The organism is Oceanibium sediminis (genome assembly GCF_003265325.1).
GTDB lineage: Bacteria > Pseudomonadota > Alphaproteobacteria > Rhodobacterales > Rhodobacteraceae > Halovulum > Halovulum sediminis.
In genome coordinates this window covers 30,199-53,688 of sequence record NZ_QGNX01000009.1, presented here as the reverse complement: position 1 = coordinate 53,688, position 23,490 = coordinate 30,199, and the positions used below count along the sequence as shown (strand labels likewise).

The 23,490-nt window shown below is 66.3% G+C and carries 24 protein-coding genes and 1 tRNA gene; 17 read left to right on the top strand and 8 right to left on the bottom strand.

The genetic code is table 11. The annotated features are described in order from the left end of the window. Window positions 1–31 precede the first annotated feature (31 nt). A complete protein-coding gene (locus tag DJ029_RS18275; RefSeq protein WP_112323936.1) occupies window positions 32–268 on the top strand; it encodes a hypothetical protein in 237 nt (78 codons plus the stop codon). Here the strand turns inward: DJ029_RS18275 and DJ029_RS18270 are convergent, their stop codons facing one another. Continuing rightward, on the bottom strand, window positions 269–1,795 hold the full coding sequence (locus DJ029_RS18270; RefSeq protein ID WP_112323935.1) for a cryptochrome/photolyase family protein: 1,527 nt from the start codon (window positions 1,793–1,795) through the stop codon (window positions 269–271). After that, entirely contained in the window at window positions 1,789–2,466 is a 678-nt protein-coding gene (locus DJ029_RS18265) for an SDR family NAD(P)-dependent oxidoreductase (RefSeq protein ID WP_112323934.1), read from the bottom strand. The genes DJ029_RS18270 and DJ029_RS18265 overlap by 7 nt, the downstream gene beginning before the upstream one ends. Window positions 2,467–2,555: 89 nt before the next feature. On the opposite strand from DJ029_RS18265, the gene DJ029_RS18260 reads away from it, so the two are divergent. The 9 genes from DJ029_RS18260 to DJ029_RS18220 all read left to right on the top strand — a co-directional run bounded on the left by DJ029_RS18260 (window position 2,556) and on the right by DJ029_RS18220 (window position 12,366). After that, entirely contained in the window at window positions 2,556–3,350 is a 795-nt protein-coding gene (locus tag DJ029_RS18260; RefSeq protein WP_112323933.1) for a glutathione S-transferase family protein, read from the top strand. Window positions 3,351–3,355: 5 nt separating this feature from the next. Then, window positions 3,356–3,859: a hypothetical protein gene (locus DJ029_RS18255; RefSeq protein ID WP_112323932.1), complete on the top strand. Its 504-nt coding sequence runs from the start codon at window positions 3,356–3,358 to the stop codon at window positions 3,857–3,859. A 191-nt stretch (window positions 3,860–4,050) separates the two neighbouring features. Then, window positions 4,051–5,613 carry a 2-isopropylmalate synthase gene (locus DJ029_RS18250; protein ID WP_112323931.1) on the top strand — a complete coding sequence of 521 codons (1,563 nt, stop codon included), beginning with the start codon at window positions 4,051–4,053 and terminating at the stop codon, window positions 5,611–5,613. 199 nt (window positions 5,614–5,812) lie between these two features. Beyond that, a complete protein-coding gene (locus tag DJ029_RS18245) occupies window positions 5,813–6,853 on the top strand; it encodes a rod shape-determining protein (RefSeq protein WP_112323930.1) in 1,041 nt (346 codons plus the stop codon). A gap of 61 nt (window positions 6,854–6,914) precedes the next feature. Next, window positions 6,915–7,796 (top strand): rod shape-determining protein MreC, encoded by an 882-nt coding sequence (gene mreC / locus DJ029_RS18240; RefSeq protein ID WP_112323929.1) that lies wholly within the window; start codon window positions 6,915–6,917, stop codon window positions 7,794–7,796. Continuing rightward, window positions 7,793–8,329, top strand: coding sequence for a rod shape-determining protein MreD (locus DJ029_RS18235; RefSeq protein WP_112323928.1), 537 nt, complete (start codon window positions 7,793–7,795; stop codon window positions 8,327–8,329). The genes mreC and DJ029_RS18235 overlap by 4 nt, the downstream gene beginning before the upstream one ends. Then, on the top strand, window positions 8,326–10,293 hold the full coding sequence (gene mrdA, locus DJ029_RS18230) for a penicillin-binding protein 2 (protein ID WP_112323927.1): 1,968 nt from the start codon (window positions 8,326–8,328) through the stop codon (window positions 10,291–10,293). The genes DJ029_RS18235 and mrdA overlap by 4 nt, the downstream gene beginning before the upstream one ends. Continuing rightward, complete coding sequence (rodA, locus tag DJ029_RS18225) at window positions 10,290–11,429, top strand: rod shape-determining protein RodA (RefSeq protein ID WP_112323926.1); 1,140 nt, start codon at window positions 10,290–10,292, stop codon at window positions 11,427–11,429. The genes mrdA and rodA overlap by 4 nt, the downstream gene beginning before the upstream one ends. After that, complete coding sequence (locus DJ029_RS18220; RefSeq protein ID WP_112323925.1) at window positions 11,410–12,366, top strand: 2-hydroxyacid dehydrogenase; 957 nt, start codon at window positions 11,410–11,412, stop codon at window positions 12,364–12,366. The genes rodA and DJ029_RS18220 overlap by 20 nt, the downstream gene beginning before the upstream one ends. Window positions 12,367–12,374: 8 nt before the next feature. On the opposite strand, the gene DJ029_RS18215 is transcribed toward DJ029_RS18220, so the two are convergent. Then, window positions 12,375–13,193, bottom strand: coding sequence for an SseB family protein (locus DJ029_RS18215; RefSeq protein ID WP_112323924.1), 819 nt, complete (start codon window positions 13,191–13,193; stop codon window positions 12,375–12,377). Further along, window positions 13,160–13,747, bottom strand: coding sequence for a uracil-DNA glycosylase family protein (locus DJ029_RS18210; RefSeq protein WP_112323923.1), 588 nt, complete (start codon window positions 13,745–13,747; stop codon window positions 13,160–13,162). The genes DJ029_RS18215 and DJ029_RS18210 overlap by 34 nt, the downstream gene beginning before the upstream one ends. Before the next feature lie 94 nt (window positions 13,748–13,841). On the opposite strand from DJ029_RS18210, the gene DJ029_RS18205 reads away from it, so the two are divergent. The 7 genes from DJ029_RS18205 (at window position 13,842) to DJ029_RS18175 (ending at window position 20,131) form a co-directional block, all read left to right on the top strand. Then, entirely contained in the window at window positions 13,842–14,183 is a 342-nt protein-coding gene (locus tag DJ029_RS18205; protein WP_112323922.1) for an ArsR/SmtB family transcription factor, read from the top strand. Next, on the top strand, window positions 14,176–15,210 hold the full coding sequence (locus DJ029_RS18200; protein WP_112323921.1) for a permease: 1,035 nt from the start codon (window positions 14,176–14,178) through the stop codon (window positions 15,208–15,210). Before DJ029_RS18205 ends, DJ029_RS18200 begins: the two co-directional genes overlap by 8 nt. 81 nt (window positions 15,211–15,291) lie before the next feature. Continuing rightward, window positions 15,292–16,590 carry a Na+/H+ antiporter NhaA gene (locus DJ029_RS18195; RefSeq protein WP_112323920.1) on the top strand — a complete coding sequence of 433 codons (1,299 nt, stop codon included), beginning with the start codon at window positions 15,292–15,294 and terminating at the stop codon, window positions 16,588–16,590. 269 nt (window positions 16,591–16,859) lie between these two features. Then, on the top strand, window positions 16,860–17,513 hold the full coding sequence (locus DJ029_RS18190) for an ABC transporter ATP-binding protein (RefSeq protein WP_112323919.1): 654 nt from the start codon (window positions 16,860–16,862) through the stop codon (window positions 17,511–17,513). A 24-nt stretch (window positions 17,514–17,537) separates the two neighbouring features. Next, window positions 17,538–19,157, top strand: a complete 1,620-nt coding sequence (locus tag DJ029_RS18185; protein ID WP_112323918.1) for a KpsE/RkpR family capsule polysaccharide export protein — start codon at window positions 17,538–17,540, stop codon at window positions 19,155–19,157. Window positions 19,158–19,162: 5 nt separating this feature from the next. Beyond that, window positions 19,163–19,999: a 3-deoxy-8-phosphooctulonate synthase gene (gene kdsA, locus DJ029_RS18180; RefSeq protein WP_112323994.1), complete on the top strand. Its 837-nt coding sequence runs from the start codon at window positions 19,163–19,165 to the stop codon at window positions 19,997–19,999. A 57-nt stretch (window positions 20,000–20,056) separates the two neighbouring features. Next, window positions 20,057–20,131: transfer RNA gene (locus DJ029_RS18175), tRNA-Gln, on the top strand. Between the two features lie 366 nt (window positions 20,132–20,497). Here the strand turns inward: DJ029_RS18175 and DJ029_RS18170 are convergent. The 4 genes from DJ029_RS18170 to DJ029_RS18155 are packed head-to-tail and all read right to left on the bottom strand — an operon-like array spanning window position 20,498 to window position 23,488. Continuing rightward, window positions 20,498–21,001, bottom strand: coding sequence for a GAF domain-containing protein (locus tag DJ029_RS18170; protein WP_112323917.1), 504 nt, complete (start codon window positions 20,999–21,001; stop codon window positions 20,498–20,500). Continuing rightward, window positions 20,998–21,753, bottom strand: a complete 756-nt coding sequence (locus tag DJ029_RS18165) for an ABC transporter ATP-binding protein (protein WP_112323916.1) — start codon at window positions 21,751–21,753, stop codon at window positions 20,998–21,000. The genes DJ029_RS18170 and DJ029_RS18165 overlap by 4 nt, the downstream gene beginning before the upstream one ends. Next, on the bottom strand, window positions 21,750–22,586 hold the full coding sequence (locus DJ029_RS18160; protein ID WP_112323915.1) for an ABC transporter ATP-binding protein: 837 nt from the start codon (window positions 22,584–22,586) through the stop codon (window positions 21,750–21,752). Before DJ029_RS18160 ends, DJ029_RS18165 begins: the two co-directional genes overlap by 4 nt. Continuing rightward, a complete protein-coding gene (locus DJ029_RS18155; RefSeq protein WP_112323914.1) occupies window positions 22,583–23,488 on the bottom strand; it encodes an ABC transporter permease in 906 nt (301 codons plus the stop codon). The genes DJ029_RS18160 and DJ029_RS18155 overlap by 4 nt, the downstream gene beginning before the upstream one ends. Window positions 23,489–23,490: the final 2 nt, after the last annotated feature.

The following is a 23,490-nucleotide window of genomic DNA, read 5'->3' as shown; positions in this document are numbered from 1 at the left end:
GTCGTTCGCGTAATCAGTGGGGAGAAGCATCGTGCAAGTCGTCGTTGTGGAAGAACAGAACTTCAACATAAACGAGCCGCCGACCGAGATTATCTTCGACAAGCACAGCGATCACGTTCCAAGTGTCGGGGATATCATCAAGGTCGGCCACAACCTCAACGGTTTCAAGACCTATAACGTCGAACGCCGTGTATTCCGGCAGCTTCCGACGCGCGATGACAACCCCGAGGCTTTCCAGGCGGTCATCGTCCTCGTCTCCGAGATCTGATCAGACCCTTTCGCCCGCCTCCAGCCGCGCCAGGACCGCCGCCGCGCTGCCACGGGTTTCCGCCTGCGCGCCAGCGTCCATCCTGTCCCAGGTGCGATACATCTGCGCCAGGCGCGGGTTCGCGTCCAGCTTCGCGCGGTTGCGGTCGAGAAAATCCCAGTAGAGCGGGTTGAACGGGCACGCCCCCTGCCCCCGCTTGACGCTGACCTTGTAGGCACAGCCCGCGCAATGATCGGACATGCGGTTGATATAGGCGCCCGACGCGGCATAGGGCTTTGACGCCAGCCGCCCGCCGTCGGCGAACTGGCTCATCCCGATGACATTCGGCGCCTCGACCCATTCATAGGCGTCGGCGTAAACCTCCAGGTACCATTCATGCACCTGGTGGGGATCGATGCCTGCGAGCAGCGCGAAGGTCCCGGTGATCATCAGGCGCTGGATATGGTGCGCGTAGGCGTGTTCCATCGTCTGATCGATCGCGGCCTTCATGCAGGCCATGTCCGTATCGCCGGTGTAATAGAACCCCGGCAGGTCACGGGTCGCGCCAAGGCCGTTCTGGCGCGTGTAGTCCGGCCCCTCGAGGTCATAGATCCCGCGCACGTATTCCCGCCAGCCGAGGATCTGGCGGATGTAGCCCTCGGCGGCGTTCAGCGGCACGTGGCCCTCGCGCCAGGCGGCTTCGGCCTGGCGGCACAGCTCCATCGGGTCCAGCAGCCCGGCGTTGAGGTAGACCGACAGCACCGAGTGATAGAGGAAGGGCTCACCTTCCAGCATCGCATCCTGGTAGGTGCCGAAATCGGGCAGTGCCTCGGCAAAGAACTTCTTGGCGGCGCGCTTGGCGGCGGCGGTGTCCGTGGCGAACCAGAACGGGCGCAGTTGGCCGGGGTTGTCGGGGAACTCCCGCGCGACCAGGTCCAGAACCGCTTCGGTAATGGCGTCAGGATCATGGCGCATCGGGCGCGGCATCAGCAGGTCCGGCTTTGCCGGTTTGCGGTTGTCGTGATCGTAGTTCCACTTGCCGCCGGCCGGGGCGTCCCCCTCCATCAGAAGGCCGGTCCGCCGGCGCATCTCGCGATAGAAGTACTCCATCCTGAATTGCTTGCGCCCGCTGGCCCAGTCGGCGAACGCGCCGGGCGGCGTAATCAGGCGCGTGTCGGGCAGCACCTCGACCTTCAGCGGACAATCCGAGAGCGCGGCGCGCAGGCGATGCTCCCCGCATTCGGTGCTCAGGACGTCCCCGGCGCCGAATTCCTCGGCGCGGCGCAGCAACTCGGAACAGATCGAGCGGCCCGTGTCCGGGTCGTCATAGGCGGAATAGGCCACGGTCCAGCCTGCCTTGCGCAAGGTTTCGGCGAAATGGCGCATGGCGCTGAAGGTGAAGGCGATCTTCTTCTTGTGATGGCGCACGTAGCTCGCCTCGTCCCGCACCTCGGCCATGACGACGACGTCGCGGGACTTGTCCGCCGCCTTGAGCGCCGAGAGATCACCCGTCAGCTGGTCGCCCAGAACGAGGACCAGCCTCACCACGGCACCGGCTTCATGGCGTAGTCGAAGAAGCCGCCCGAATGCTCGGGCTTCAGGGCAAGCAGGACACGAAGCAGGTTCTCCGCCGCCTCATCCGGCGTGACTGAGCGGTGCCGGCCGAGGTATTTTTCCGTCAGCGCCGTCTGCACCGTGCCGGGATGAAGGGCGACCACGATGGCCTGCCTGTTCTTGCGGCGCAGCTCGATCGACGCTGTGCGCAGGATCTGGTTCTGCGCCGCCTTCGCGGCCCGGTAGGAATACCACCCCCCGATATGATTGTCCCCGATGGAGCCGACGCGCGCGGACAGGCTGGCGAAGATCGCCGGACCCTCGCCGAGCTTCGGTGCGAAATGCTTCAGCAACAGCGCGGGCCCGATGGCGTTCAGCGCGAATTGCGCCGCCATCGCCTTCGGGTCGATCTGCCCAAGCGCCTTTTCCGGGCCCTGGCCGGCGATCTCCAGCCCGCCGGTGGCGTCGAAGATCAGGTCGAACGGGCCCGGCAGGCGCGCGGCGGCGCGCGCGACGCTGGCCTCGTCGGTCAGATCCAGCCCGTCGGCGGAGCGGCTCAGCGTGGTGACCTGCGCGGGGGCGAAGGCGGAATGCAGCGCCTGGCCGATCCCGCCAGAGGCGCCGATCAGCAGGACACGGATATTGGGGTTCAATGTAATGCTCATGCGCCGGACATAGGGCGCGGCAGCGCGGGGTAAACCGGATACTTGCACCGCCATCCCTCGCGGTTAATCTGCGCCAAAAGGAAGGTCATATGAATAAGCCGATTATCTACCACATTCCCGTTTGCCCCTTTTCCCAGCGCGTTGAAATCCTGTTGCAGCTCAAGGGCCTGCGCGACGCTGTTGAGTTCCGCGTGATCGATGTCACCGTGCCCCGCCCGGACTGGCTGCTGGAAAAGACCGGCGGCACAACCGTCTTGCCCGTTTTGGAGGATGAGCAGGGCCGCATCCTGAAGGAAAGCCTGGTCATCCTGCGCTATTTCGAAGAGCGCTTCGCACAGCCCCTCATCGCGCGCAAGGATCCCTACGAGCGGGGCGTCGAGCGGTTGATGATCGCCCACGCCGAGCGCTTCACGGACACCGGCTACACTATGGTGCTGAACACCGATCCCGCCCGGACCCCGGAGTTCCGCGAAAAGATGCTGGATCACTACCGCTGGCTTGGCGTGTTCCTCGACAGGCACAACCCCGGCGGGCTGTTCCTGTTCGACGATTTCGGCCTGGCCGAAGTGGTCTATACCCCGTTGTTCATGCGGTTCTGGTTCCTAGACTACTACGAGGGGTTCGACATCCCCGACACCGCCGAATTCGCCCGGGTGCGCGCCTGGAAAGCAGCCTGCGAGGCACATCCGGCGGCGCAGCAGGTCACCTTTGAGCAGATCGTCACGCTGTATTACGACTACGCCATCGGCGCGGGCAACGGCGCGCTGCCCGAGGGACGCAAGCTGTCCTCCTTCGTGTTCGAGCCGGACTGGCGTGACCGCCCCCTGCCGCCGAAGGACAAATACGCGCGCATCGCCACGGACGCCGAACTCGGGCTGGCCTGAGCGTCATGGGCTTCGGGCGCGCCGTGGCACTGGTCGTTTCGGTCCTGGTCGTGCTCCGGAGTTTCTGGTTCGCGGAACCCTACGCCCTGGTTCAAAGCGTCAACCTGGTCTTTCACGAGGCGGGGCACGTGATCTTCTCGCCCCTCGGGAGATTATGGAGCGTGGCGGGCGGCAGCCTGTTCGAGGTGGGGCTTCCCGCCACGCTGGCCCTGCTGGCGATGCGCCAGCGGCAGTGGAGCGCGCTTGGCGGCTGCCTCGTCTGGATGGGCACGGCGTTGCAGTCCGTCTCCGTCTATGCCGGTGATGCGCAGGCCCGCGCGCTGCCGCTGGTCGGCGGACAGGCGGTGATCCACGACTGGTGGTACCTGCTGCGCCATTTCGGGGCGCTGTCGCGGGACGCGGAGGTGGCCGCCCTTCTCTGGTCCGGCGGGCTTGCGGCGGCGCTGATCGGGCTATGCTGCCTTGTCGCCGGGGTCGTGCAAGCCGCGCCGCGCGGGGATCGGGGCTGACCTTGGGCAGATTTCGCTTTACACCCCCACGCTCAGGCGTATCCTGCACCCCATGAAACAGATGAGCATCCTTTCTGCCCTGCTTCTTCTCCTTAGCCGCCTCTGAGCGTGCCGGGATGCTGGCGCGCGCGCTCAGAGGAACCTGATTGTCGCGCCTCCACAATCCCAAAACGGCTTTAGGACACAGACCCATGACACAGACGACAGAACAGGACCGCGTCCTGATTTTCGACACCACCCTGCGTGACGGCGAGCAGTCGCCCGGCGCCACGATGACGCTGGCCGAGAAGCTGGAGATCGCCGAGATGCTCGACGCCATGGGCGTGGACATCATCGAGGCGGGCTTCCCCATCGCCAGCGAGGGCGACTTCGAGGCGGTCAGCAAGATCGCGGCGCAGGCCCGCAACGCGGTGATCTGCGGCCTGGCCCGCGCGAAATCCGCCGATATCGAGCGTTGCTGGGAAGCGGTGAAACACGCCAAGCGCCCGCGAATCCACACGTTCATCGGCACCTCTCCGCTGCACCGGGCGATCCCGAACCTGGACCAGGACCAGATGGCGGAGGTGATCCACGACAGCGTGACGCTGGCGCGCAACCTGTGCGACAACGTGCAATGGTCGCCCATGGATGCGACCCGGACCGAGGAAGACTACCTCAAGCGGGTGATCGAGATCGCGATCAAGGCGGGCGCCACCACGATCAACATCCCCGATACCGTCGGCTATACCGCGCCGCGCGAAAGCGCGGACCTGATCCGGATGCTGATCGAATCGGTGCCCGGCGCGGATGAGGTCGTCTTCGCCACCCACTGTCATAACGACCTGGGCATGGCGACCGCCAACAGCCTGGCCGCGGTGGAGGCCGGTGCACGCCAGGTCGAATGCACCATCAACGGCCTGGGTGAGCGCGCGGGCAACACCGCGCTGGAAGAAGTCGTCATGGCACTGAAGGTGCGCAACGACATCATGCCCTATGCAACCGGCGTGGACAGCCGCAAGATCATGCAGATCAGCCGCCGCGTCGCCGCCGTCTCCGGCTTCGCGGTGCAGTACAACAAGGCCATCGTGGGCAAGAACGCCTTCGCGCACGAGTCCGGCATCCACCAGGACGGCATGCTGAAGAACGCCGAGACCTTCGAGATCATGCGCCCCGAGGATGTGGGCCTGTCCGAGACCTCGCTGGTCATGGGCAAGCACTCGGGCCGGGCCGCGCTGCGCGCCAAGTTGAAGGATCTCGGCTTCGAACTGGGCGACAACCAGCTGAAGGACGTCTTCGTGCGCTTCAAGGAACTGGCGGACCGCAAGAAAGAGGTCTTCGACGAGGACCTGGTCGCGATGATGGCCGACAGCGCCTCCACCCAGGGCAGCGCGATCCAGGTGAAGTTCCTGCGCGTGATCTGCGGCACGGAGGCGCCGCAGTCGGCGGACCTGACCTTGACGATCGAGGGCGAGGACAAGCAGGTCACCATGCAGGGCGACGGGCCGATCGACGCCGTGTTCAACGCGATCAAGGCGCTGGTGCCCCACCCGGACGCGAAACTGGCGCTCTACCAGGTTCATGCGGTCACCGAAGGCACCGACGCGCAGGCCACCGTCTCTGTCCGGCTGGAAGAAAACGGCAAGGTGTCCAGCGCGCAAGCCTCGGACACGGACACCGTCGTCGCCTCGGCCAAGGCCTATGTCAGCGCGCTGAACCGGCTGGTGTTGCGGCGCGAAAAAAGCACCCATGCGCAAATGGATGCCGCCGCCGGATAGGCCGGGAAATCCCGCATGAGTCCCCCCCGCCGGGAGCACCGGCGGGGGATATCCGGCTTGATTTCGCCGGGTGGCCCGTTAGCACCGACAGCGGCCCTTTACCCCACCCGTCCGCGCGGCGTATAAGTCGCGTCAATCCAGGCGCAGACGCGGCGACTGCACCGCGCCTGGCAACAACACATTACTGGCGGGTACGGGTATGTTTGGGGCACTTACGGGGCTGTTTTCGGCCGATATGGCCATCGACCTCGGAACAGCGAACACCTTGGTGTATGTCAAGGGCAAGGGCATCGTTCTGAACGAGCCTTCTGTCGTGGCGTATCACATAAAAGACGGTAAGAAACAGGTACTTGCCGTGGGCGAGGACGCCAAGCTGATGCTGGGCCGCACGCCCGGCTCGATCCAGGCGATCCGGCCCATGCGCGAGGGCGTGATCGCCGATTTCGACGTTGCCGAGGAAATGATCAAGCATTTCATCCGCAAGGTGCACAAGGGCGGCTCCTGGGCCAAGCCCAAGATCATCGTTTGCGTGCCCCATGGCGCCACCCCGGTGGAAAAACGCGCGATCCGCGAATCGGTGATCAGCGCCGGTGCGCGCAAGGCGGGCCTGATCGCGGAACCGATCGCGGCGGCCATCGGCGCCGGAATGCCGATCACCGACCCGACCGGCAACATGGTCGTGGACATCGGCGGCGGCACCACGGAAGTCGCGGTGCTGAGCCTGGCGGACATCGTCTATGCCCGCTCGGTGCGCGTCGGCGGGGACCGGATGGACGAGGCGATCATCAGCTACCTGCGCCGCCAGCATAACCTGCTGGTGGGCGACGCCACGGCGGAACGCATCAAGACCTCCATCGGTTCGGCGCGGATGCCCGACGACGGGCGCGGGGCCAGCATGGACATTCGCGGGCGCGACCTGCTGAACGGTGTTCCAAAGGAAACCGAGGTGACGCAGGCCCAGGTGGCCGAGGCGGTGGCCGAACCCGTGCAGCAGATCTGCGAGGCGGTGATGACCGCCCTTGAATCCACCCCGCCCGACCTGGCGGCGGACATCGTGGACCGGGGCGTCATGCTGACCGGCGGCGGCGCGCTTCTGGGCGACCTGGACTTGGCGCTGCGCGAACAGACGGGCCTGGCGATTTCCATCGCTGACGAAACGCTGAACTGCGTGGCGCTGGGAACCGGCAAGGCATTGGAATACGAACAACAGCTCGCACATGTGATAGACTTCGGGAACTGACCCGACAGCGCATCATCGGAGGCAGGCAGGCTTGGCCAGTGGCGACAACGAAGCGAGAGCGATGTGGCGCACGCTGCGGCGTGTGCTCTTTGGCGGGATCTGCCTGATCTTCATCGCCCTTTTCTTGCTCTGGCGGATCGACAACCCCCGCGTCGAAAAGCTGCGCGTCGCCCTGATGGACCGGGTGATGCCCAGCTTCGAGTGGACGATCAGCCCGGTCACCTACCTGACCCGGATGGTCGCCGATTACGAAGAACTCGACCGCGTCTACGAGCAGAACCGAGAGCTGCGCCGCGAATTGCAGCGCATGCGCGGCTGGCGCGAGGCCGCCCTTCAGCTCGAGGAAAAGAACGCCCGCCTGCGCGCGCTGAACAACGTGCGCCTCAGCCCCCGCATCAGCTTCATCACGGGCGAGGTGCTGACCGACTCGGGCTCTCCCTTCCGTCAATCCGCACTGCTGAACATCGGGCGGATCGACGGCGTGACCGACGGGTCGGCCACGGTGGACGGATCGGGCCTCGTGGGGCGGATCTCGGGGGTGGGCGAGCAGTCGGCGCGCGTGATCTTCCTGACCGACATCAACAGCCGGGTGCCGGTGATCATCCAGCCCTCGGGGCAACGCGCGCTTCTGACGGGCGACAACACCAACGCGCCGCTGCTGGAATTCATCGACGACGCCGAACAGGTGCGCCCCGGTGACCGGGTCGTGACCTCGGGCGATGGCGGGGTGTTCCCGTCCGACATCACCGTCGGCACCGTGGCGACCGACCCCTCGGGACGGCTGCGCACGCGGCTGGCGGCGGAATACCGGCGGCTGGAGTTCATCCGCGTGCTGCGCCGCGTCCCAGGAGAGGTGATCGACGGCACCGGCGACCTGATCGGCCCGCCCCTGCCCCCCGTGGCCATCGGCACAGGGGAAACGGCGCAAGAGGCGGTCGAATGAAGAAACCGGCCTTTTCACTGCTGCAGACCGCGCTGCTGGCGCTTCTGGGACTCCTGTCGATCTATTTCCACCTTGCGCCGCTGCAACTCAGCGCCGGCGCGGCGGTGCTGCCCGATCTGCTGCTCATCATCGTCGTGCTCTGGACGGTGCGCGCGCCGCAGAATGCGCCGCTGCTGCTGATCGCGCTGCTGTTCCTTCTGGGCGACCTGATGCTGCAACGGCCCGTCGGGCTCTGGGCGTTGATCTCGCTGCTGATCGTCGAGGTGATCGGCGACCGGCGCACCGCGCTGCGCAACCGCCCCTTCGTGGCGGAGTGGCTGACGTTCAGCCTTGCCCTTGCCATCGGTCTGATGCTGCACGCGCTGCTGCTGAAGCTCGCCCTCGTGCAACGCCCCGAGGGTTTGCTGGCGTTGCGCTATTTCATCGTCACCGTGGCGGCCTACCCGGTGATGGCGGCACTGCTGCACTACGTCTTCCGCGTGCGCAGCCCAAAGCCCGTCGAACGCTCCAGCCGTTTGGGGAGGGTCGCATGAAGCCAAGGGAAACGGGCAACGCGACCCGCATGACCCGGCGCGGGCTGATCCTGGTCGGGCTGCAACTCGCCGCCGTCACCGGGCTTGGCGTGCGCATGCGCAAGCTGCAGGTCGAGGAGGCGGACACCTACCGCCTGCTGGCGGAAGAAAACCGCATGAACATCCGCCTGCTGGCCCCGGCGCGCGGCCTTGTGCTGGACCGCAACGGCGCGCCCCTGGCGGAAAACCGGCAGAACTACCGCATCGTGCTGGTGCGTGAGCAAGCTGGCGACGTGGAGGCCGCGCTCGACCGGCTGTCGCGGCTGATCCCCCTCGGCCCCGAGCGGCGCGAAAAGGTCCTGAAGGAGGTGCGCCAGCGCAGCGCCTTCGTGCCGGTGACCGTCGCCGAGCATCTGACCTGGGAGGAGGTCGCCCGCGTCGCCGCCAACGCCCCTGCCCTGCCGGGCATCACGCCGGAGGTCGGGCTGACCCGCCACTACCCGCAGGGCCACGCGACCGCCCATATGGTCGGCTACGTCGGCCCCGTGAACGAGCGGGAGTTGCAGCGGGAGGATGACCAGGACCCGCTGTTGCAGATCCCCGACTTCCAGATCGGCAAGACCGGGATCGAAGTGCGCCGCGAAAAGGACCTGCGCGGCGCCGCCGGGGCCAGCCGGATCGAGGTGAACGCCCTTGGCCGCGTGATGCGAGAGCTTGACCGCCGCGAGGGCACGCCGGGCAACGACATGCACCTGACGCTGGACGCGGAGCTTCAGGCCTATGCTCTTCAGCGAATGGACGGGCAAAGCGCCTCTACCGTCGTGATGGACGTGGAAAGCGGCGAGATCCTTGCCGCCGCCTCGGCCCCCAGTTTCGACCCCAACGCCTTTGTCTTCGGCATTTCCTTCGACAACTGGAATACGCTGCTTGAGGACCCGTACCGGCCGCTGTCGAACAAGTCGGTGTCCGGCGCCTATCCGCCCGGCTCCACCTTCAAGATGGTTGTCGCGCTGGCCGCGATCGAGGCTGGCGTCGTCGGCCCGCAGGAAACCGTCTGGTGCCCCGGCTTCTACCAGCTCGGCAACCGCCGCTTCCATTGCTGGCGGCGCGGCGGGCACGGTCACGTGGACCTTGAGGAAAGCCTGAAATCCTCCTGCGATGTCTATTACTACGACATCGCGCAACGCATCGGCATCGACAAGATCAGCGAAATGGCGAACCGGCTGGGCATCGGCATGCGCCACGACCTGCCATTGCCCGCGATCACGGCGGGGCTGACCCCGACAAAGGCGTGGAAACGCGCCACCTATGACGAGGCGTGGCAGATCGGCGACACGCTCAACTCCGGGATCGGACAGGGCTTCATGCTCGCCTCTCCGCTGCAGCTGGCGGTGATGACGGCCCGCATCGCGACCGGGCGCGCGGTGCAGCCGCAACTGATCCGCGCGATCGACGGCAGCCCGGTGCTGCCCGGCGAACCGGCCCCGGACATGGGGCTTGGGCAAGCCGGCCTGACGATGGTGCGCGAGGGTATGTACGAGGTGGTGAACAACCGCCGCGGCACCGGCTACCGCGCCCGCATCGCCGACCCGGAGGTGAAGCTGGCCGGCAAGACCGGCACCAGCCAGGTCAGGATCATCACCCCCGAGGAACGCGCCCGCGGCGTTTTCCGCAACGAGGACCTGCCCTGGAACCGCCGCGACCATGCGCTGTTCGTCTGCTACGCCCCCTTCGACGCGCCGCGCTACGCGGTGGCCACGATTGTCGAGCACGGCGGGGGTGGCTCCACCGCCGCGGCACCGATCGCGCGCGACGTGATGATGCACGCCCTGTACGGCCCACGACCGCCACTTGCCGCCTACCCCGCCGGGGAGCGCGAGGAAATCGAGCGCCGCCGCGCGGAGGAAGATGAACGGCTCAGCCAGCCTCCGGGCGCAGCGCCTTCGGAGCCGGGCGAAAGCGGCGCGGGGCGGGATCGCGCATGACCTTTCTCGACCAATCGCACCGCCAACTGCCCACGGGCTTCGCGAAGTTCCTGCACCTGAACTGGGCGGTGATCCTTCTGCTGTGCACCATCGCGGCGGCGGGATTCCTAATGCTCTATTCCGTGGCCGACGGGTCCTGGGACCCCTGGGCGCGCCGGCAGGTCATCCGATTCGCGCTGGGGATGACGCTGATGCTGGTCATCGCGTTGATCCACATCCGTTTCTGGCGCGCGATCGCCCCGCTGGCCTATATCGGCGGGCTTGTGCTGCTGCTGGTCGTGGAATTCTTCGGCGCGGTGGGCATGGGCGCGCAGCGCTGGATCGACCTCGGCGTGATCCAGCTGCAACCCTCCGAAGTGATGAAGATCGCGCTGGTGATGGTGCTGGCGCTTTACTACGACTGGCTGGACCCCGAGAAGGTCAGCCGCCCGCAGTGGCTTGTGCTGCCGGTGATCCTGACGCTGATCCCCATGGCACTGGTCCTAAAGCAGCCCGACCTCGGCACCGCGATCCTGCTGGGCGCGGGGGCCGCGGTGGTCATGTTCATGGCCGGGGTGTCGATCTGGTATTTCGCCGCCGGCATCGGCTCGGCCATCGGGATGGTGGCGGTGGTGATGCAAAGCCGCGGGACGGACTGGCAGATCCTGAAGGACTACCAGTACCGGCGGATCGAGACGTTTCTCGACCCGTCCACCGACCCGCTCGGGGCGGGTTATCACATCACGCAGTCCAAGATCGCCCTCGGCTCTGGCGGGCTGACTGGGCGCGGCTTCATGGAAGGAACGCAGACGCGGCTGAACTTCCTGCCCGAGAAGCACACCGATTTCATCTTCACCACCCTGGCCGAGGAGTTCGGCTTCGTCGGCTCCGTAACGCTGCTGGGGCTCTACGCGCTGGTGATCGTCTTCACCTTCACCTCGGCCATGATGAACCGGGACCGCTTCGGCGCCCTGCTGACCGCCGGGATCGGCGCGACCTTCTTTTTCTTTTTCGCGGCCAACATGGCGATGGTCATCGGGCTGATCCCCGTCGTGGGTGTCCCGCTGCCGCTGGTCAGCTACGGCGGCTCGGCGATGTTGGTGTTGCTGGCGGCTTTCGGCCTGATGCAGAGTGCGCATGTCCACCGACCGCGCTGAGCCTGCCCCGCTGGTCCTTTACGCCGGGCCGCCGGAGGAATGGGACGCCTACGCCGGGCTGATCCCGGCGGCCTGCGCCGAAGCGGGGGTGCCGATCACGCTGGTGCGCGATGCCCCGCCCGAGGCGGTCGACTACATCGTCTACGCCCCGAAAAGCGACTTGAGCGACTTCGCCCCCTACACCAACGCCAAGGCGGTGCTGAGCCTCTGGGCGGGGGTGGAAAAGATCGTCGGCAACGAAAGCCTGACGCAGCCGCTGACGCGGATGTCAGATGACGGGTTGCGCCTTGGCATGATCGACTGGGTCAGCGGGCATGTCCTGCGCCACCACCTTGGCATGGACGCACATATCCTCGGGCAGGACGGCGTCTGGCGCAACGACACCATCCCGCCGCTGGCGCGCGACCGGCGGGTCGGCGTGCTCGGCCTCGGCGCGCTGGGGGCGGCCTGCGCCCAAGCGCTGGCACGGCATGGTTTCGCCGTCAGCGGCTGGAGCAGGCGTGCCAAGGCCGTCGAGGGGGTGCGCAGCGCCCACGGCGACGCCGGGCTCGCCATGGTGCTGGCGCAGTCCGAGATCCTGGTCCTTCTGCTGCCGCTGACGCCCGACACAAGGCACATCATCAACGCCGCAACGCTGGCGGAGCTGCCGAAGGGCGCGATCATCATCAATCCCGGGCGCGGCCCGCTGATCGATGACGACGCCCTGCTCGCGGCGCTGGATGCCGGGCACATCGGCCACGCCACGCTGGACGTTTTCGCGACCGAGCCGCTGCCGGCAGAGCATCCCTACTGGGCGCATCCCCGCGTGACGGTGACGCCGCACATCGCCTCGGCCACGCGGCCCGAAACCGCGGCGGAGGTGATCGCGGCCAACATCCTGCGCGGCGAGCGCGGGGAGCCGTTGCTTTACCCGGTCGACCGCGCGGCGGGTTACTGAACGATCGTTCAGATCAGGCGCGGCGGGCGGTTCGGATCGCCCCCGGGCGCGCTGCCGGGGCTGGCGGGGGCCGCCGGCAGGTCCCGCAGGATACCGACAGAGCGCAAGCGTTCGGCCAGGGTGCTGGCCGGCTCGGGGAACATGACATCGACGCTGAGCGCCCCGAAGCCCGCGCGCGACAGCGCCGAGGCGACGGCGGCGGACAGCGCGGCCTGCGCCTCGCCCGCCACACCCGGCAGTCCGAGGACGAGGCCGGTGGTTCCGTCGCCATACCGCGCCTCCGCCAGGGCCGCGAAACCAGCCTGCCCCCGGGAGGCCGCAAGCGCGGGCTCCAGCGCGTCGAGCAATTCCTGCGGCAGCCCTTCGGGCGCGCGCAAACCGGTGACCTGCGCCTCCAACTGCGACGCGGCGGTCGCCGTCTCGGCGATCCAGGCCAGCGCGTCGCCGGGCAGGATGATCGCCGACGGCGCGACATCCAGGTTCAGCGCCAGCGACAGCCCGGCGGGGCCGACCATCTGTGCGAGCACCTGCCCCGACAGGGTTGCCGTCGCCCCAGCGCCCTGAAGGAAGGCCGCCGCGCGCGCATCCGTATCGAAAGCCAGCACCGTAGGCACGCCGCCCGGCTCCACGATCAGTGGCGACAGGCTGTCCGCGCCCGGCGCGGGCTCTTCCTCCAGCAGCAGGATCAGCTCGCTCGCGGCGATGGCGGCGAAAAAGGCGCGGCGCGCGGCTTCGTCGCCCTCTCCGGCGCGGATCATCCGGTCATGGGCGGCATCCAGCGGCGTTTCCAGCTTCAGAGCAGGGTTTTCACGGTCTCCCGCAGCCATGGCAGCACCTCTTCCTCGAACCAGGGGTTTTTCCTGAGCCACCCGGTATTGCGCCAGCTTGGATGGGGCAAGGGCAGATGCTGCGGCACGGTTTCGCGCCAGCGCTTCACCCGCTCGGTCACCGGGGTCTTGTCCAGATGCCATTTCTGCGCGTAGCCCCCGACCAGCAGCGTCAGGCGGACCTGGGGCATCGCCTGTAACGTGCGGGCGCGCCATGTCCGCGCGCAGACCGGCGGCGGCGGCAGGTCGCTGCCCTTTGGATCGTAGCCGGGAAAGCAGAACGCCATCGGCAGGACGGCGATTCTGTCCCGGTCGTAGAAGGTGTCGGAATCGATCCCCATCCACGCCCGCAACCGATCCCCCGAGGGGTCGTCGAACGGGCGGCCGCGCTGGTGCACCTTCATCCCCGGCGCCTGCCCCGCCACGAGGATACGCGCGGAGGACGACAGACAGGGCACAGGGCGCGGCGCATGGGCCGTCGCGGTGGCGGCGAAGCGCGCCTCGCACAGGCGGCAGGCGGAGATTTCCGCGCTGAGATGGTCGATCCCGTGCATGGAGACCGGGATAGCAGCCCGCACAACAGGGCGCAAACCGGCGGCGCTTCGGGCATCTTGACAACATTTCGATAGTTATAGAAATATTGAAACCATGGACATACCGACACTCGACATCCTCAAGGTGGAACAGGCGGCGCAGGCTTTCGCGGCGCTGGGATCGGAGCAGCGGCTTTCGGTCCTGGTGGCGCTGGTCGCCGCGGGGCCCGAGGGCATGGCCGCCGGTGCGCTGGCCGAACGCGTGGGGCTTGGGGCCTCGACCCTGACGCATCACCTGCGCTTTCTCGCGCAGGCGGGCCTCGTCACGCAGGAGCGGCAGGGCCGGCGGATCATCTCCAAGGCCAATTACGCGCGGGTACGCCAGATCAGCGACTACCTCCTGCTGACCTGCTGCGCGGATGTCGATGCGCCGTCGAAGGAGCATGCACATGACTGATATCGGACTGACAAGCGGGCTGAGGACCATGCGCCGGCTGGACCGGGTCTGGCTGATGATCGGCGCGGTTCTCGTGGCGGTCGCTTTGGCAACACCCGGCGACTTAGGCGGCGTCCTGGGCGATATGCTCAGCTCCCTTGCACATACCGCGCCCTTCATCGCCTTCGCGGTTCTGGCGGTCGCGGGACTGAATGCGACCAGCTCGGAATCGCTGGTCGCGGGCGTCTTCACCGGTCGGGAAAGCCGGATGATCGTGCTTGCCGCGCTGGTCGGGGGGATGGCGCCGTTCTGCTCGTGCGAGGTGATCCCCTTCATCGCCGCGATGCTGGCCGTCGGCGCGCCGCTGTCGGCGGCGATGGCGTTCTGGCTCGCCTCGCCCCTGATGGACCCGGCGATGTTCTTCATCACCGCCGGCGCACTGGGCCTGCCCTTCGCCCTTGCCAAGACGGCGGCGGCCGTGGGCCTGGGCCTATTCGGTGGTTTCACGGTGAAGCTGCTGGCACGTACGCCCGCCTTCGCCGACCCGCTGCGCGAAGACGCGAAACCCAAGGGATGCTGTTCGGGCGGCAGCGGCGTGTCGATGGACGCCGCCCCCGTCTGGCGATTCTGGCAGGAGGAAGCCCGCCGCCGCACCTTTCGCGACGTGGCCTTCCAGAACGCGGCATTCCTGGTCAAGTGGCTCGCCTTCGCCTACCTGCTCGAATCCTTGATGGTGCGCCACATCCCGGCGGAGTGGATCGCCTCGACCCTCGGCGGAGAGGGGATCGGGACCATCCTGCTGGCAACGATTCTGGGCGGGCCCGCCTACCTGAACGGCTACGCGGCGGTGCCGCTGCTGAGCGGGCTGATCGAGCAGGGCATGAGCCAGGGTGCGGCGATGGCCTTCATGCTGGCGGGCGGCGTCAGCTGCATTCCCGCAGCCGTGGCCGTCTGGGCACTGGTCAAGACGCGGGTCTTCGCGGCCTATATCGGCATTGCCTTCATCGGCGCCCTGACGGCAGGCTTGGCATGGGGGGCAATCGGCTGACCTGCCGGCCACGGGTTCGGGTTGCGGCAGGGAACCTCTTAACTTAGAGAGAGTGAAGACTAGGAAAAGGAGCCCTGCCCCATGTATCGCGTCTGGAATTTTCTGACGGATTATTCGCTGCTTCTGATCATCGGGGCCGTCACAGCATTGATCTGGGCGAACACCGATCCGTCGGGCTATCACCATTTCGTCGAGATGCCGCTCTGGGGCAATGAATATATCGGCGTCCACTATGACCACTGGGCGCAAGCCTGGGGCGAAGGCGCCGCCGCGATCCTGCCGGATCATCCGCACCGTGTTTTGACGCTGCATTACCTAGTCAACGACATGCTGATGGCGTTCTTCTTCGCCATCGCGGGCAAGGAAGTCTGGGAAGCCGTGGCGCTGGAAAGCGGCTCGCTGCGAGGCAAGAAGTCCCTCACGCCGCTGATCGCCACCTCGGGAGGGATGTTCGGTCCGATTGCCGTCTACCTCGGTCTTGCCGCGATCATGGGCTCGGAAACCTATGATGCCGTTGCCAACGGCTGGGCGATCCCGACGGCGACGGATATCGCCTTTTCCTACCTTGTCGGGCGCATGATCTTCGGCGCGGGCCATCCCGCCGTGCGCTTCCTTCTGCTGCTGGCGATCGCGGATGACGCGGCTGGCCTGATCATCCTGGCGATCTTCTACCCCTCGGGCGACCTAGCGCCGGTGTGGCTGCTGTTCTCCTTCGGATCGGCGGCGGCGGTGTACCTGCTGGCCAACTGGCTACCGCGCCGCCTGGACCGGGGCAATCAGGCGCGGCCGAACTCCACCTGGATGCGCGAAAAGCTCGGCTTCTGGCCCTATGCGGTGGCCGGTGCCGCCTGCTGGTTCGGCTTCGCGCAGTCGGGCATTCACCCTGCCCTCGGCCTGCTGCCGATCGTGGCCACGATCCCGCACGCGGATCGCGCCTTCGGTATCTTCGCCGCGGCGGAGGAGCATCTGACGGACCTGCTCAACCACATCGAGCATATCCTGAAGCACCCGGTCGAAGTGATTCTGCTGTTCTTCGGGCTGATGAATGCCGGGGTCGAGTTCAGCTCCATGGGCGATGCGACCTGGCTTGTGCTTGCGGGTCTTCTGATCGGCAAACCCGTCGGCATCCTGTTCATGGGCTGGCTTGCGGCACATCCGATGGGGCTTGGACTGCCCCAAGGGATGCGCACGGTGGATCTGTTGATCATCGGCTGCATCGCGGCGATCGGCTTCACCGTCTCGCTGTTCATCGCAACCGTCGCCTTCGATGCCGGACCGGTCCGTGACGCCGCGAAGATGGGCGCGCTGTTCAGCTTTGCGGCTGCGGCGGTGTCCTTTGTCGTCGCCGCGGTAATCGGTGTCGAAAAGCAGGAAAGCTGACGCAGGAAGCATCCCCCGGGGGATGACGACGTTTCACGGTGCGCGGCATCGCCCTTCGACAGGGGCCGCGCACCGAACGTTTTCAGGCCGGAGCACCGGTCACCGGGCGGGCGCCTTACCGCCGCCTTGGAATTTACATCTTTATTTACCACCCTTGGCGCACATATACTTCTGACCGAGCCAAAGACCGCCCGAAGCCCAACAGGGCGGCACGCGGAAACGAGCATCGGTCAACGGGCAGACCGCCCGGCCAATGCGAATGGATCAGGATGATCGAATTCAGGAACGTCAGTAAGTCCTTCTGGACCGGCAAGACCAGGAAAGTGATCCTGGACCAGGCCACCTTCCGGATTGAACTTGGCCAGTCGATGGGCATCCTCGCGCCCAACGGCACGGGCAAGACGACGATCATCAACATGATGGCCGGGCTGGAAAAGCCCGATGAAGGGCAGATCATCCGCACCTCGAAGATCTCTTTCCCGCTGGGGGTCGTCAGCGGCATCAACAAGTCGCACTCGGGGCAGGAAAACTGCCGCTATATCGCGCGGCTCTACGGTCTCGATGCCGACTACGTGGAGGCGTTCTGCCGCTACCTCGTCGATATCAAGGAATATTTCGAGATGCCGGTGGCCACCTACAGCCAGGGGATGCGCGCGCGTTTCATGTTCGCGCTGATGCTCAGCCTGGAGTTCGACATCTATCTCATCGACGAGGGGATGCCCTCCACCATGGATGCGGCGTTCAACCTGAAGGCGGGCGAGATCCTGCACGAGCGGCTGACCAACGGGACGGTGGTCATCGTCTCGCACAGCGCGAAGATCCTTGAATCCTACTGCACCTCGGCGGCTGTGCTGCGCGACGGGCGGTTGCACATGTTTGACACATTGGAAGAGGCCAAGGAGATGTATGACTATGCAGCCTGAGCCCCTTCCCGATCGGAGACTTTGATGGCGGATGATGGTCAGCCCGACGACAACCTGAAAGCCCAGCGTCGCCGCAAGCGGCAGCAAGCTGCGGAAGGCAAAGGCGGCGGCAAGGGGATCGACCCGCGCGAGGTCGATCTTGAAACGACGGACCCGCACGACCTGCCCCCCTATCAAGACCCGAAGGGGCGCACGTTGCGTCCCGGCCATTCCCGCCGCGCCATGCGAGAAGCGGCAGCGCTGGGAATCGAGCCGGTAAACTCGAACCACGCGCTCTATATCGCGCTGCAGAACGGGATCGACGTGTTCGAAGGGGCCGCGCCGTCGATCCTGAACATGGCCGCACGCTCGGAAAAGGGCGGCGCGGGCGGCAAAGGGGCCAAGGGCAAGGCCGTGGCGGTCATGCAGGACCCCAAAGACCAGAACATGCTGACGACGACGGACGACGCGTCCAAGAAAGTGCCCGCCACCGCCAAACCCGTCACAGGGGGCGAGCGTGAGGCCGCCGTCCGCCAGATCCAGCGCGACCTGATCCGCCGCCGGCGCTGGCGCCTGTTCGCGCTGGTGCTGCGCCTGGTCGTCTTCGTCGGGCTGCCCACGGCGGTGGTCGGCTACTATTACTACAACATCGCCACGCCAATGTATGAAACGGAATCGCAGTTCGTGATCCAGACGTCCGAGAACCCCGCCGCATCCGGCGGGCTTGGCGGGCTGTTGGCGGGCACCGGGTTCGCGACCTCCCAGGATAGTATCGTGGTGCAGGAATTCCTGACCTCGCGGGAAGCCTTCATGCGCCTGAACGAAGAGTTCGACTATGTCGCGCATTTCCAGGACCCGAAGATCGACTCGATCCAGCGCCTGCCCGAGGATGCCTCGCTGGACGAAGCTTTCGCCTATTTCCGCAAGAAGATGACCATCGGCTACGACCCGACAGAGGGACTGATCCGCATGACCGTGACCGCCGCGACCCCGCAGGACAGTCAACGCTTCGCCGAGGCGCTGGTCGGCTACGCCGAAAAGCGTGTCGACGGGCTGACCCAGGAAGCGCGCGGCGACCAGCTGCACATCGCCGAGGAGCGCTACCTCGATGCGGAACAACAGATGATGGAGGCCGAGCGCCGGGTGCTCGAACTGCAATCCCAGCGCGGCGTGATGAGCGCGGAAGCCGAACTGAGCTCGCAAATGGGCATTATCAACAACCTGGAGCTGGAGGCGGAACGAAAACGCCTCGAACTTTCGGAACTGCTTGCGAATCCCCGGCCCAGCGAAAGCCGCACCGCGCTTGCCAGGGCAGAGATCGGCCGCCTGGAAAAACGCATCGCCGAGCTGAGGACCGACCTCACCCAGACATCGGACAACACGGTGTCCCTGGCCCGCATCAGCGGTGAATTGCGGATCGCCGAGACGGCGCTGCAGACCCGGCACCTGATCCTTCAGGAAAGCATCGGCGCCATGGAAGCCGCCCGACTCGAAGCCAACCGCCAGGTCCGCTACCTGTCACTCGCCGTCGCCCCCATCGCCCCGGTGGAAGCGACCTCTCCAAAGAAAATGGAAAGCACGATCCTGGCTTTCTTCGTCTTCATGGGATCCTACATCATGGTATCACTCACCCTTTCCATCCTGCGAGAGCAGGTCAGCGTATGACCGAGATGAAATCGGTGGATGTGGGCCATGGGGTGCGATTCTCAAACGACGCCCCGCTGACGGTGATCGCGGGCCCCTGCCAGCTTGAGGGGCGCGACCACGCGCTGCGTATCGCGGAAACCATGGCAAAGGCCTGCGCCGACGTGGGCGCCGGCTATGTCTTCAAGGCCAGCTATGACAAGGCGAACCGCACGTCGCTGGGCGGCAAGCGCGGGCTCGGCCTGGATGAGGGGCTGAAGATCCTCGCCAGCATCGGCGCGGAAATCGGCTGCCCGGTGCTGACCGACGTCCACGCCCCCGAGCAATGCGCACCGGCAGCGGAGGCCTGCGAGATCCTGCAGATTCCCGCCTTCCTGTGCCGCCAGACCGATCTTCTGCTGGCGGCCGGGGAAACCGGGGCCGTGATCAACATCAAGAAGGGCCAGTTCCTGGCCCCCTGGGACATGGACCACGTCGCCGCAAAGGTCGCCGCGACAGGAAATGACAGAATCCTGCTGACCGAGCGTGGTACGAGCTTTGGCTACAACGCCCTCGTGGCGGACATGCGCGGCCTGCCACGGATGGCGCAGACCGGTTATCCCGTCATCATGGACGCGACCCACTCGGTGCAGCAACCGGGCGGCCAGGGCGGCTCCAGCGGCGGCCAGCGCGAATTCGCGCCGGTCATGGCACGCGCGGCCGTAAGCCTCGGAATCGCAGGTGTTTTCATCGAGACTCATGAGGATCCGGACAACGCGCCCTCTGACGGGCCGAACATGATTCCGCTCGATCGGATGCCGGAATTGCTGGCCACGTTGATGCGCTTCGACGCCCTGGCGAAAGAGCAGCCAATCCGGGTCTGAAGAAGGCGAATTTTCCCTTGCGGCCCGCCGCGTGGCCCGGTAAACCGACGCTGCTTCTGGGGTGTAGCCAAGTGGTAAGGCATCGGTTTTTGGTATCGTGTATCGTAGGTTCGAATCCTACCACCCCAGCCAAGCACTTCCCTCCATTAAGATAAGACCAGCTGTGTCGCACATCGCGGCGCAGTGGCGACTCCGCATCGTTTACAGGATGGAGGGCTGACCGGGGTCAGAAGCGCTTCACGCGGCGCAACCCCGGCCAGCACATCGCAGGAAACTTCCCCTGCCCAAACCGGCCCGTGGGCCGGGCGCACCAGCCGGAGGTGACGCCGGGCAGGCCCCCTTCAATCAGGACATCGTATCGGTAAGGGAACCGTCGCCCTGCCGGGGCCGCCGCTTGTCGCGCGGCCCGCGGCTTGAGGGGACTTGTTCGAAAACCACCCGGCGGTCGTTTGGGTCGCGGCGATCAGCGCGCCGCGTAAGTCCCGGCGCGGGCGACGCTCACGACGCAGGAAGGCCCCGCGCCACGGCCAGGGTCGCCATGGCGGGCAGCGTCAGCTGGGTTTCGACCTGCTCCACCCGTTCCGGCGTATAGTAGCCTTCCTGGTGCAGAATGTTCATCGTCGCCACCATCTCTCCGCCCAGGATGATGGGCAGGTTCACGACGGAGGCGCAGCCGAGGCGGCCGATCGTGGCGGCGTCGGGGAAGACGGCGTCGATGTCGTCCAGGGTGTTGGCCACGAACGTCTCGCGCCGGCCGTGCACCTGCTCGAACCAGCTGTTCATCTCGATCGCCTTGGTGCCGGAGGTGGGGTAGTTCGCCGGATCGTCGGTGTAGACACGGCTCGCGAGCATCGCCGTCATGTCCGCGGTCATCACGGTGAACAGCTTCGCGCCCACGGTGGCCTTGGTCAGCGCGCACAGCGCGTCGTAGGCCGCCCCTTGCGTGGTGGCGCGCGAAAGCGCCTGTTCAAAGTCACGGAGGGCTGTCTCAGGGGTCGTCATGTCGTCACCTTACGGTCAGGGTTGCCGCCCGAAGCGGCGTAGAGGGATTGGGTATAGGGGTCATTGAAGCGCCCGTCGTGCAACGCGGTGGCGGGGGCGATCTCGACGATGCGGCCCTTGTTCATCACCGCCATCCGGTCGCACATGAAGCTGACGATCGGCAGGTTGTGGGTCACCATTAGGTAGGTCAGCCCCTGCTCGCGCCGCAGGCGTTTCAGCAGGTTCAGGATTTCCGCCTGGACCGAGACATCAAGCGCCGAGGTCGGCTCGTCCAGCAGCATCACGCGGGGGTCGAGCATCAGCGCTCGGGCGATGGCCACGCGCTGGCGCTGGCCGCCCGAAAGCTGGTGGGGGAAGCGGAAGCGGAAGCGCTGGTCCAGCCCCACGGCGGCCAGCATGTCCTTCACGCGCGCGCCCCGGTTGCCAAGGCCGTGCACCTGCAGCGGCTCTGAAAGGACGGTGTCCACCGTCTTGCGCGGATGCAGCGAGCCGTAGGGATCCTGGAACACCATCTGGCAGCGGGTCGCGAAGGCACGATCCACGCCGTGGCCGCGTTTCTGGCCGAGCACGGAAATCTCGCCCGTCCAGTCCGGGGCCAGGCCCGCGATGGCCTTCAGCACCGTGGACTTGCCAGATCCGCTTTCGCCGACCAGGGCGAAGCTTTCGCCTTCGGCCACCTCAAGGTTGACGTCCCACACGACCTTCGTCGCGCCGTAGGAAATATCGAGGTTCTTCAGGACTATCGCGCTCATGTGCCGCTCCATGCGCTGCGGTCGAGGACCGGAAGCTCGTCCCGCGTTTCTTCCATCTTGGGGACGGAGGCCAGAAGCCCGCGGGTATAGGGATGACTGGCCTTGTGCAGGTCTGCCGCGGCGCAGCTTTCCACCACCTCGCCCGCGTGCATCACCAGGATGCGGTCGCAGTAGCGCGCCACCAGGTTCAGGTCGTGGGAAATCAGGATCAGCCCCATGCCCTTTTCGCGCACCAGCTCGTCGATCAGGTCCAGCACCTGCGCCTGCACCGACACGTCCAGCGCCGATGTGGGCTCGTCCGCGATCAGCAGGTCCGGGCGCGGGATCAGCATCATGGCGATCATGATGCGCTGGCCCATGCCGCCCGACACTTCGTGCGGGTAGAGGCCCACGACACGCTCAGGGTCGTTGATGCGCACCGCGTGCAGCATCTCCAGCACGCGGGCCTTGACGTCGCGCCGGGCCAGGCGTTCGTGCGTCTTCAGCGCCTCGGCTATCTGCGCGCCGATGGTCATCACCGGGTTCAGCGAGAATTTCGGGTCCTGCATGATCATCGAGATCCGCGCCCCGCGCAGGGTGCGCATCTGCTTTTCCGACAGGCTGTTCAGGTCGATCCCGTCGAAGATCATCTTGTCCGCGCTCTGGCGACCGGGGCGGCGGATCAGGCGCAGGATCGCGCGCCCCGTCATCGACTTGCCCGAGCCGCTTTCGCCGACGATGCCCAGACGCTCACGCCCCAGGGTGAAGGACAGGCCCTTGACCACGTCCACCCGGCCCTTGGGCGTGGGAAAACTGACGCGCAGGTTCTCGATCTCAAGCAATGGTCCGGTCATTCCTTGCCCCCCTGTTTCGGATCCAACGCGTCGCGCAGGCCATCGCCCAGGAAGCAGAAGCCAAGGGACACGAGGATGATCGCGAAGCCCGGCATCGTCGCCACCCACCACTGGTCCAGGATGAAGGTCCGCCCGCGCGAGATCATCGCGCCCCATTCGGGCAGCGGCGGCTGTGCGCCAAGGCCAAGGAAGCCGAGGCCCGCGGCGGTCAGGATGATGCCCGCCATGTCCAGCGTCACGCGCACGATCATCGACGACGTGCACAGCGGCAGCACGTGCCGGGTGATGATGCGGAAATGCGAGCCGCCCAGCAGGCGCACGGCCGAGATGAACTCCGAATTGCGGAACGTCAGCGTCTCGGCCCGCGCGATACGGGCGTAGGCCGGCCAGGAGGTGATAGCGATCGCGATGATCGCGTTCTCGATACCGGGGCCGAGGGCGGCGACGAAGGCGAGTGCCAGGATCAGCTTCGGCATGGACAGGAAGACGTCCGTGACGCCCATCAGCGCCTTGTCCGTCCAGCCGCCGAAATAGCCGGAAATCGCCCCGATCAGCAGCCCCAGCGGGGCCGAGATCACGGCGACCAGCGCAACGATCATCAGCGTGATCCGCGCGCCATAGATGACGCGGCTGAAGATGTCGCGCCCCAGCTCGTCGGTGCCCATCCAATGCTGGGCCGAGGGCGGCAGAAGCCGCGCGCCCAAGTCCTGCCCCAGCGGGCTGTAGGGCGCGATCCAGGGCGCAAAGGCCGCGGCCAGGATCAGGACCAGCAGGATCAGCGCCCCGATCACCGTCAGCGGGTTGCGCATCAGCGTGCGCAGCATCCGGTAGCTGCTGCCAAGGTTCGCCTGCAAACGCGAAGCGGGCGAGTCGTCCAGAAGCCAATCTTTGGTGGTGCTCATGT

Excerpts from the sequence above, each read along its gene's own strand:
- DJ029_RS18155 (WP_112323914.1), bottom strand. The coding sequence starts at position 23,488 with ATGAGCACCACCAAAGATTGGCTTCTGGACGACTCGCCCGCTTCGCGT.
- DJ029_RS18245 (WP_112323930.1), top strand. The coding sequence starts at position 5,813 with ATGTTTGGGGCACTTACGGGGCTGTTTTCGGCCGATATGGCCATCGAC.
- mrdA (WP_112323927.1), top strand. The coding sequence starts at position 8,326 with ATGAAGCCAAGGGAAACGGGCAACGCGACCCGCATGACCCGGCGCGGG.
- DJ029_RS18210 (WP_112323923.1), bottom strand. The coding sequence starts at position 13,747 with ATGCACGGGATCGACCATCTCAGCGCGGAAATCTCCGCCTGCCGCCTG.
- DJ029_RS18160 (WP_112323915.1), bottom strand. The coding sequence starts at position 22,586 with ATGACCGGACCATTGCTTGAGATCGAGAACCTGCGCGTCAGTTTTCCC.
- DJ029_RS18165 (WP_112323916.1), bottom strand. The coding sequence starts at position 21,753 with ATGAGCGCGATAGTCCTGAAGAACCTCGATATTTCCTACGGCGCGACG.
- DJ029_RS18220 (WP_112323925.1), top strand. The coding sequence starts at position 11,410 with ATGTCCACCGACCGCGCTGAGCCTGCCCCGCTGGTCCTTTACGCCGGG.
- kdsA (WP_112323994.1), top strand. The coding sequence starts at position 19,163 with ATGAAATCGGTGGATGTGGGCCATGGGGTGCGATTCTCAAACGACGCC.
- DJ029_RS18185 (WP_112323918.1), top strand. The coding sequence starts at position 17,538 with ATGGCGGATGATGGTCAGCCCGACGACAACCTGAAAGCCCAGCGTCGC.
- mreC (WP_112323929.1), top strand. The coding sequence starts at position 6,915 with ATGTGGCGCACGCTGCGGCGTGTGCTCTTTGGCGGGATCTGCCTGATC.
- DJ029_RS18215 (WP_112323924.1), bottom strand. The coding sequence starts at position 13,193 with ATGGCTGCGGGAGACCGTGAAAACCCTGCTCTGAAGCTGGAAACGCCG.
- DJ029_RS18255 (WP_112323932.1), top strand. The coding sequence starts at position 3,356 with ATGGGCTTCGGGCGCGCCGTGGCACTGGTCGTTTCGGTCCTGGTCGTG.
- DJ029_RS18250 (WP_112323931.1), top strand. The coding sequence starts at position 4,051 with ATGACACAGACGACAGAACAGGACCGCGTCCTGATTTTCGACACCACC.
- DJ029_RS18235 (WP_112323928.1), top strand. The coding sequence starts at position 7,793 with ATGAAGAAACCGGCCTTTTCACTGCTGCAGACCGCGCTGCTGGCGCTT.
- DJ029_RS18205 (WP_112323922.1), top strand. The coding sequence starts at position 13,842 with ATGGACATACCGACACTCGACATCCTCAAGGTGGAACAGGCGGCGCAG.
- DJ029_RS18200 (WP_112323921.1), top strand. The coding sequence starts at position 14,176 with ATGACTGATATCGGACTGACAAGCGGGCTGAGGACCATGCGCCGGCTG.
- DJ029_RS18260 (WP_112323933.1), top strand. The coding sequence starts at position 2,556 with ATGAATAAGCCGATTATCTACCACATTCCCGTTTGCCCCTTTTCCCAG.
- DJ029_RS18190 (WP_112323919.1), top strand. The coding sequence starts at position 16,860 with ATGATCGAATTCAGGAACGTCAGTAAGTCCTTCTGGACCGGCAAGACC.
- DJ029_RS18195 (WP_112323920.1), top strand. The coding sequence starts at position 15,292 with ATGTATCGCGTCTGGAATTTTCTGACGGATTATTCGCTGCTTCTGATC.
- rodA (WP_112323926.1), top strand. The coding sequence starts at position 10,290 with ATGACCTTTCTCGACCAATCGCACCGCCAACTGCCCACGGGCTTCGCG.
- DJ029_RS18170 (WP_112323917.1), bottom strand. The coding sequence starts at position 21,001 with ATGACGACCCCTGAGACAGCCCTCCGTGACTTTGAACAGGCGCTTTCG.
- DJ029_RS18265 (WP_112323934.1), bottom strand. The coding sequence starts at position 2,466 with ATGAGCATTACATTGAACCCCAATATCCGTGTCCTGCTGATCGGCGCC.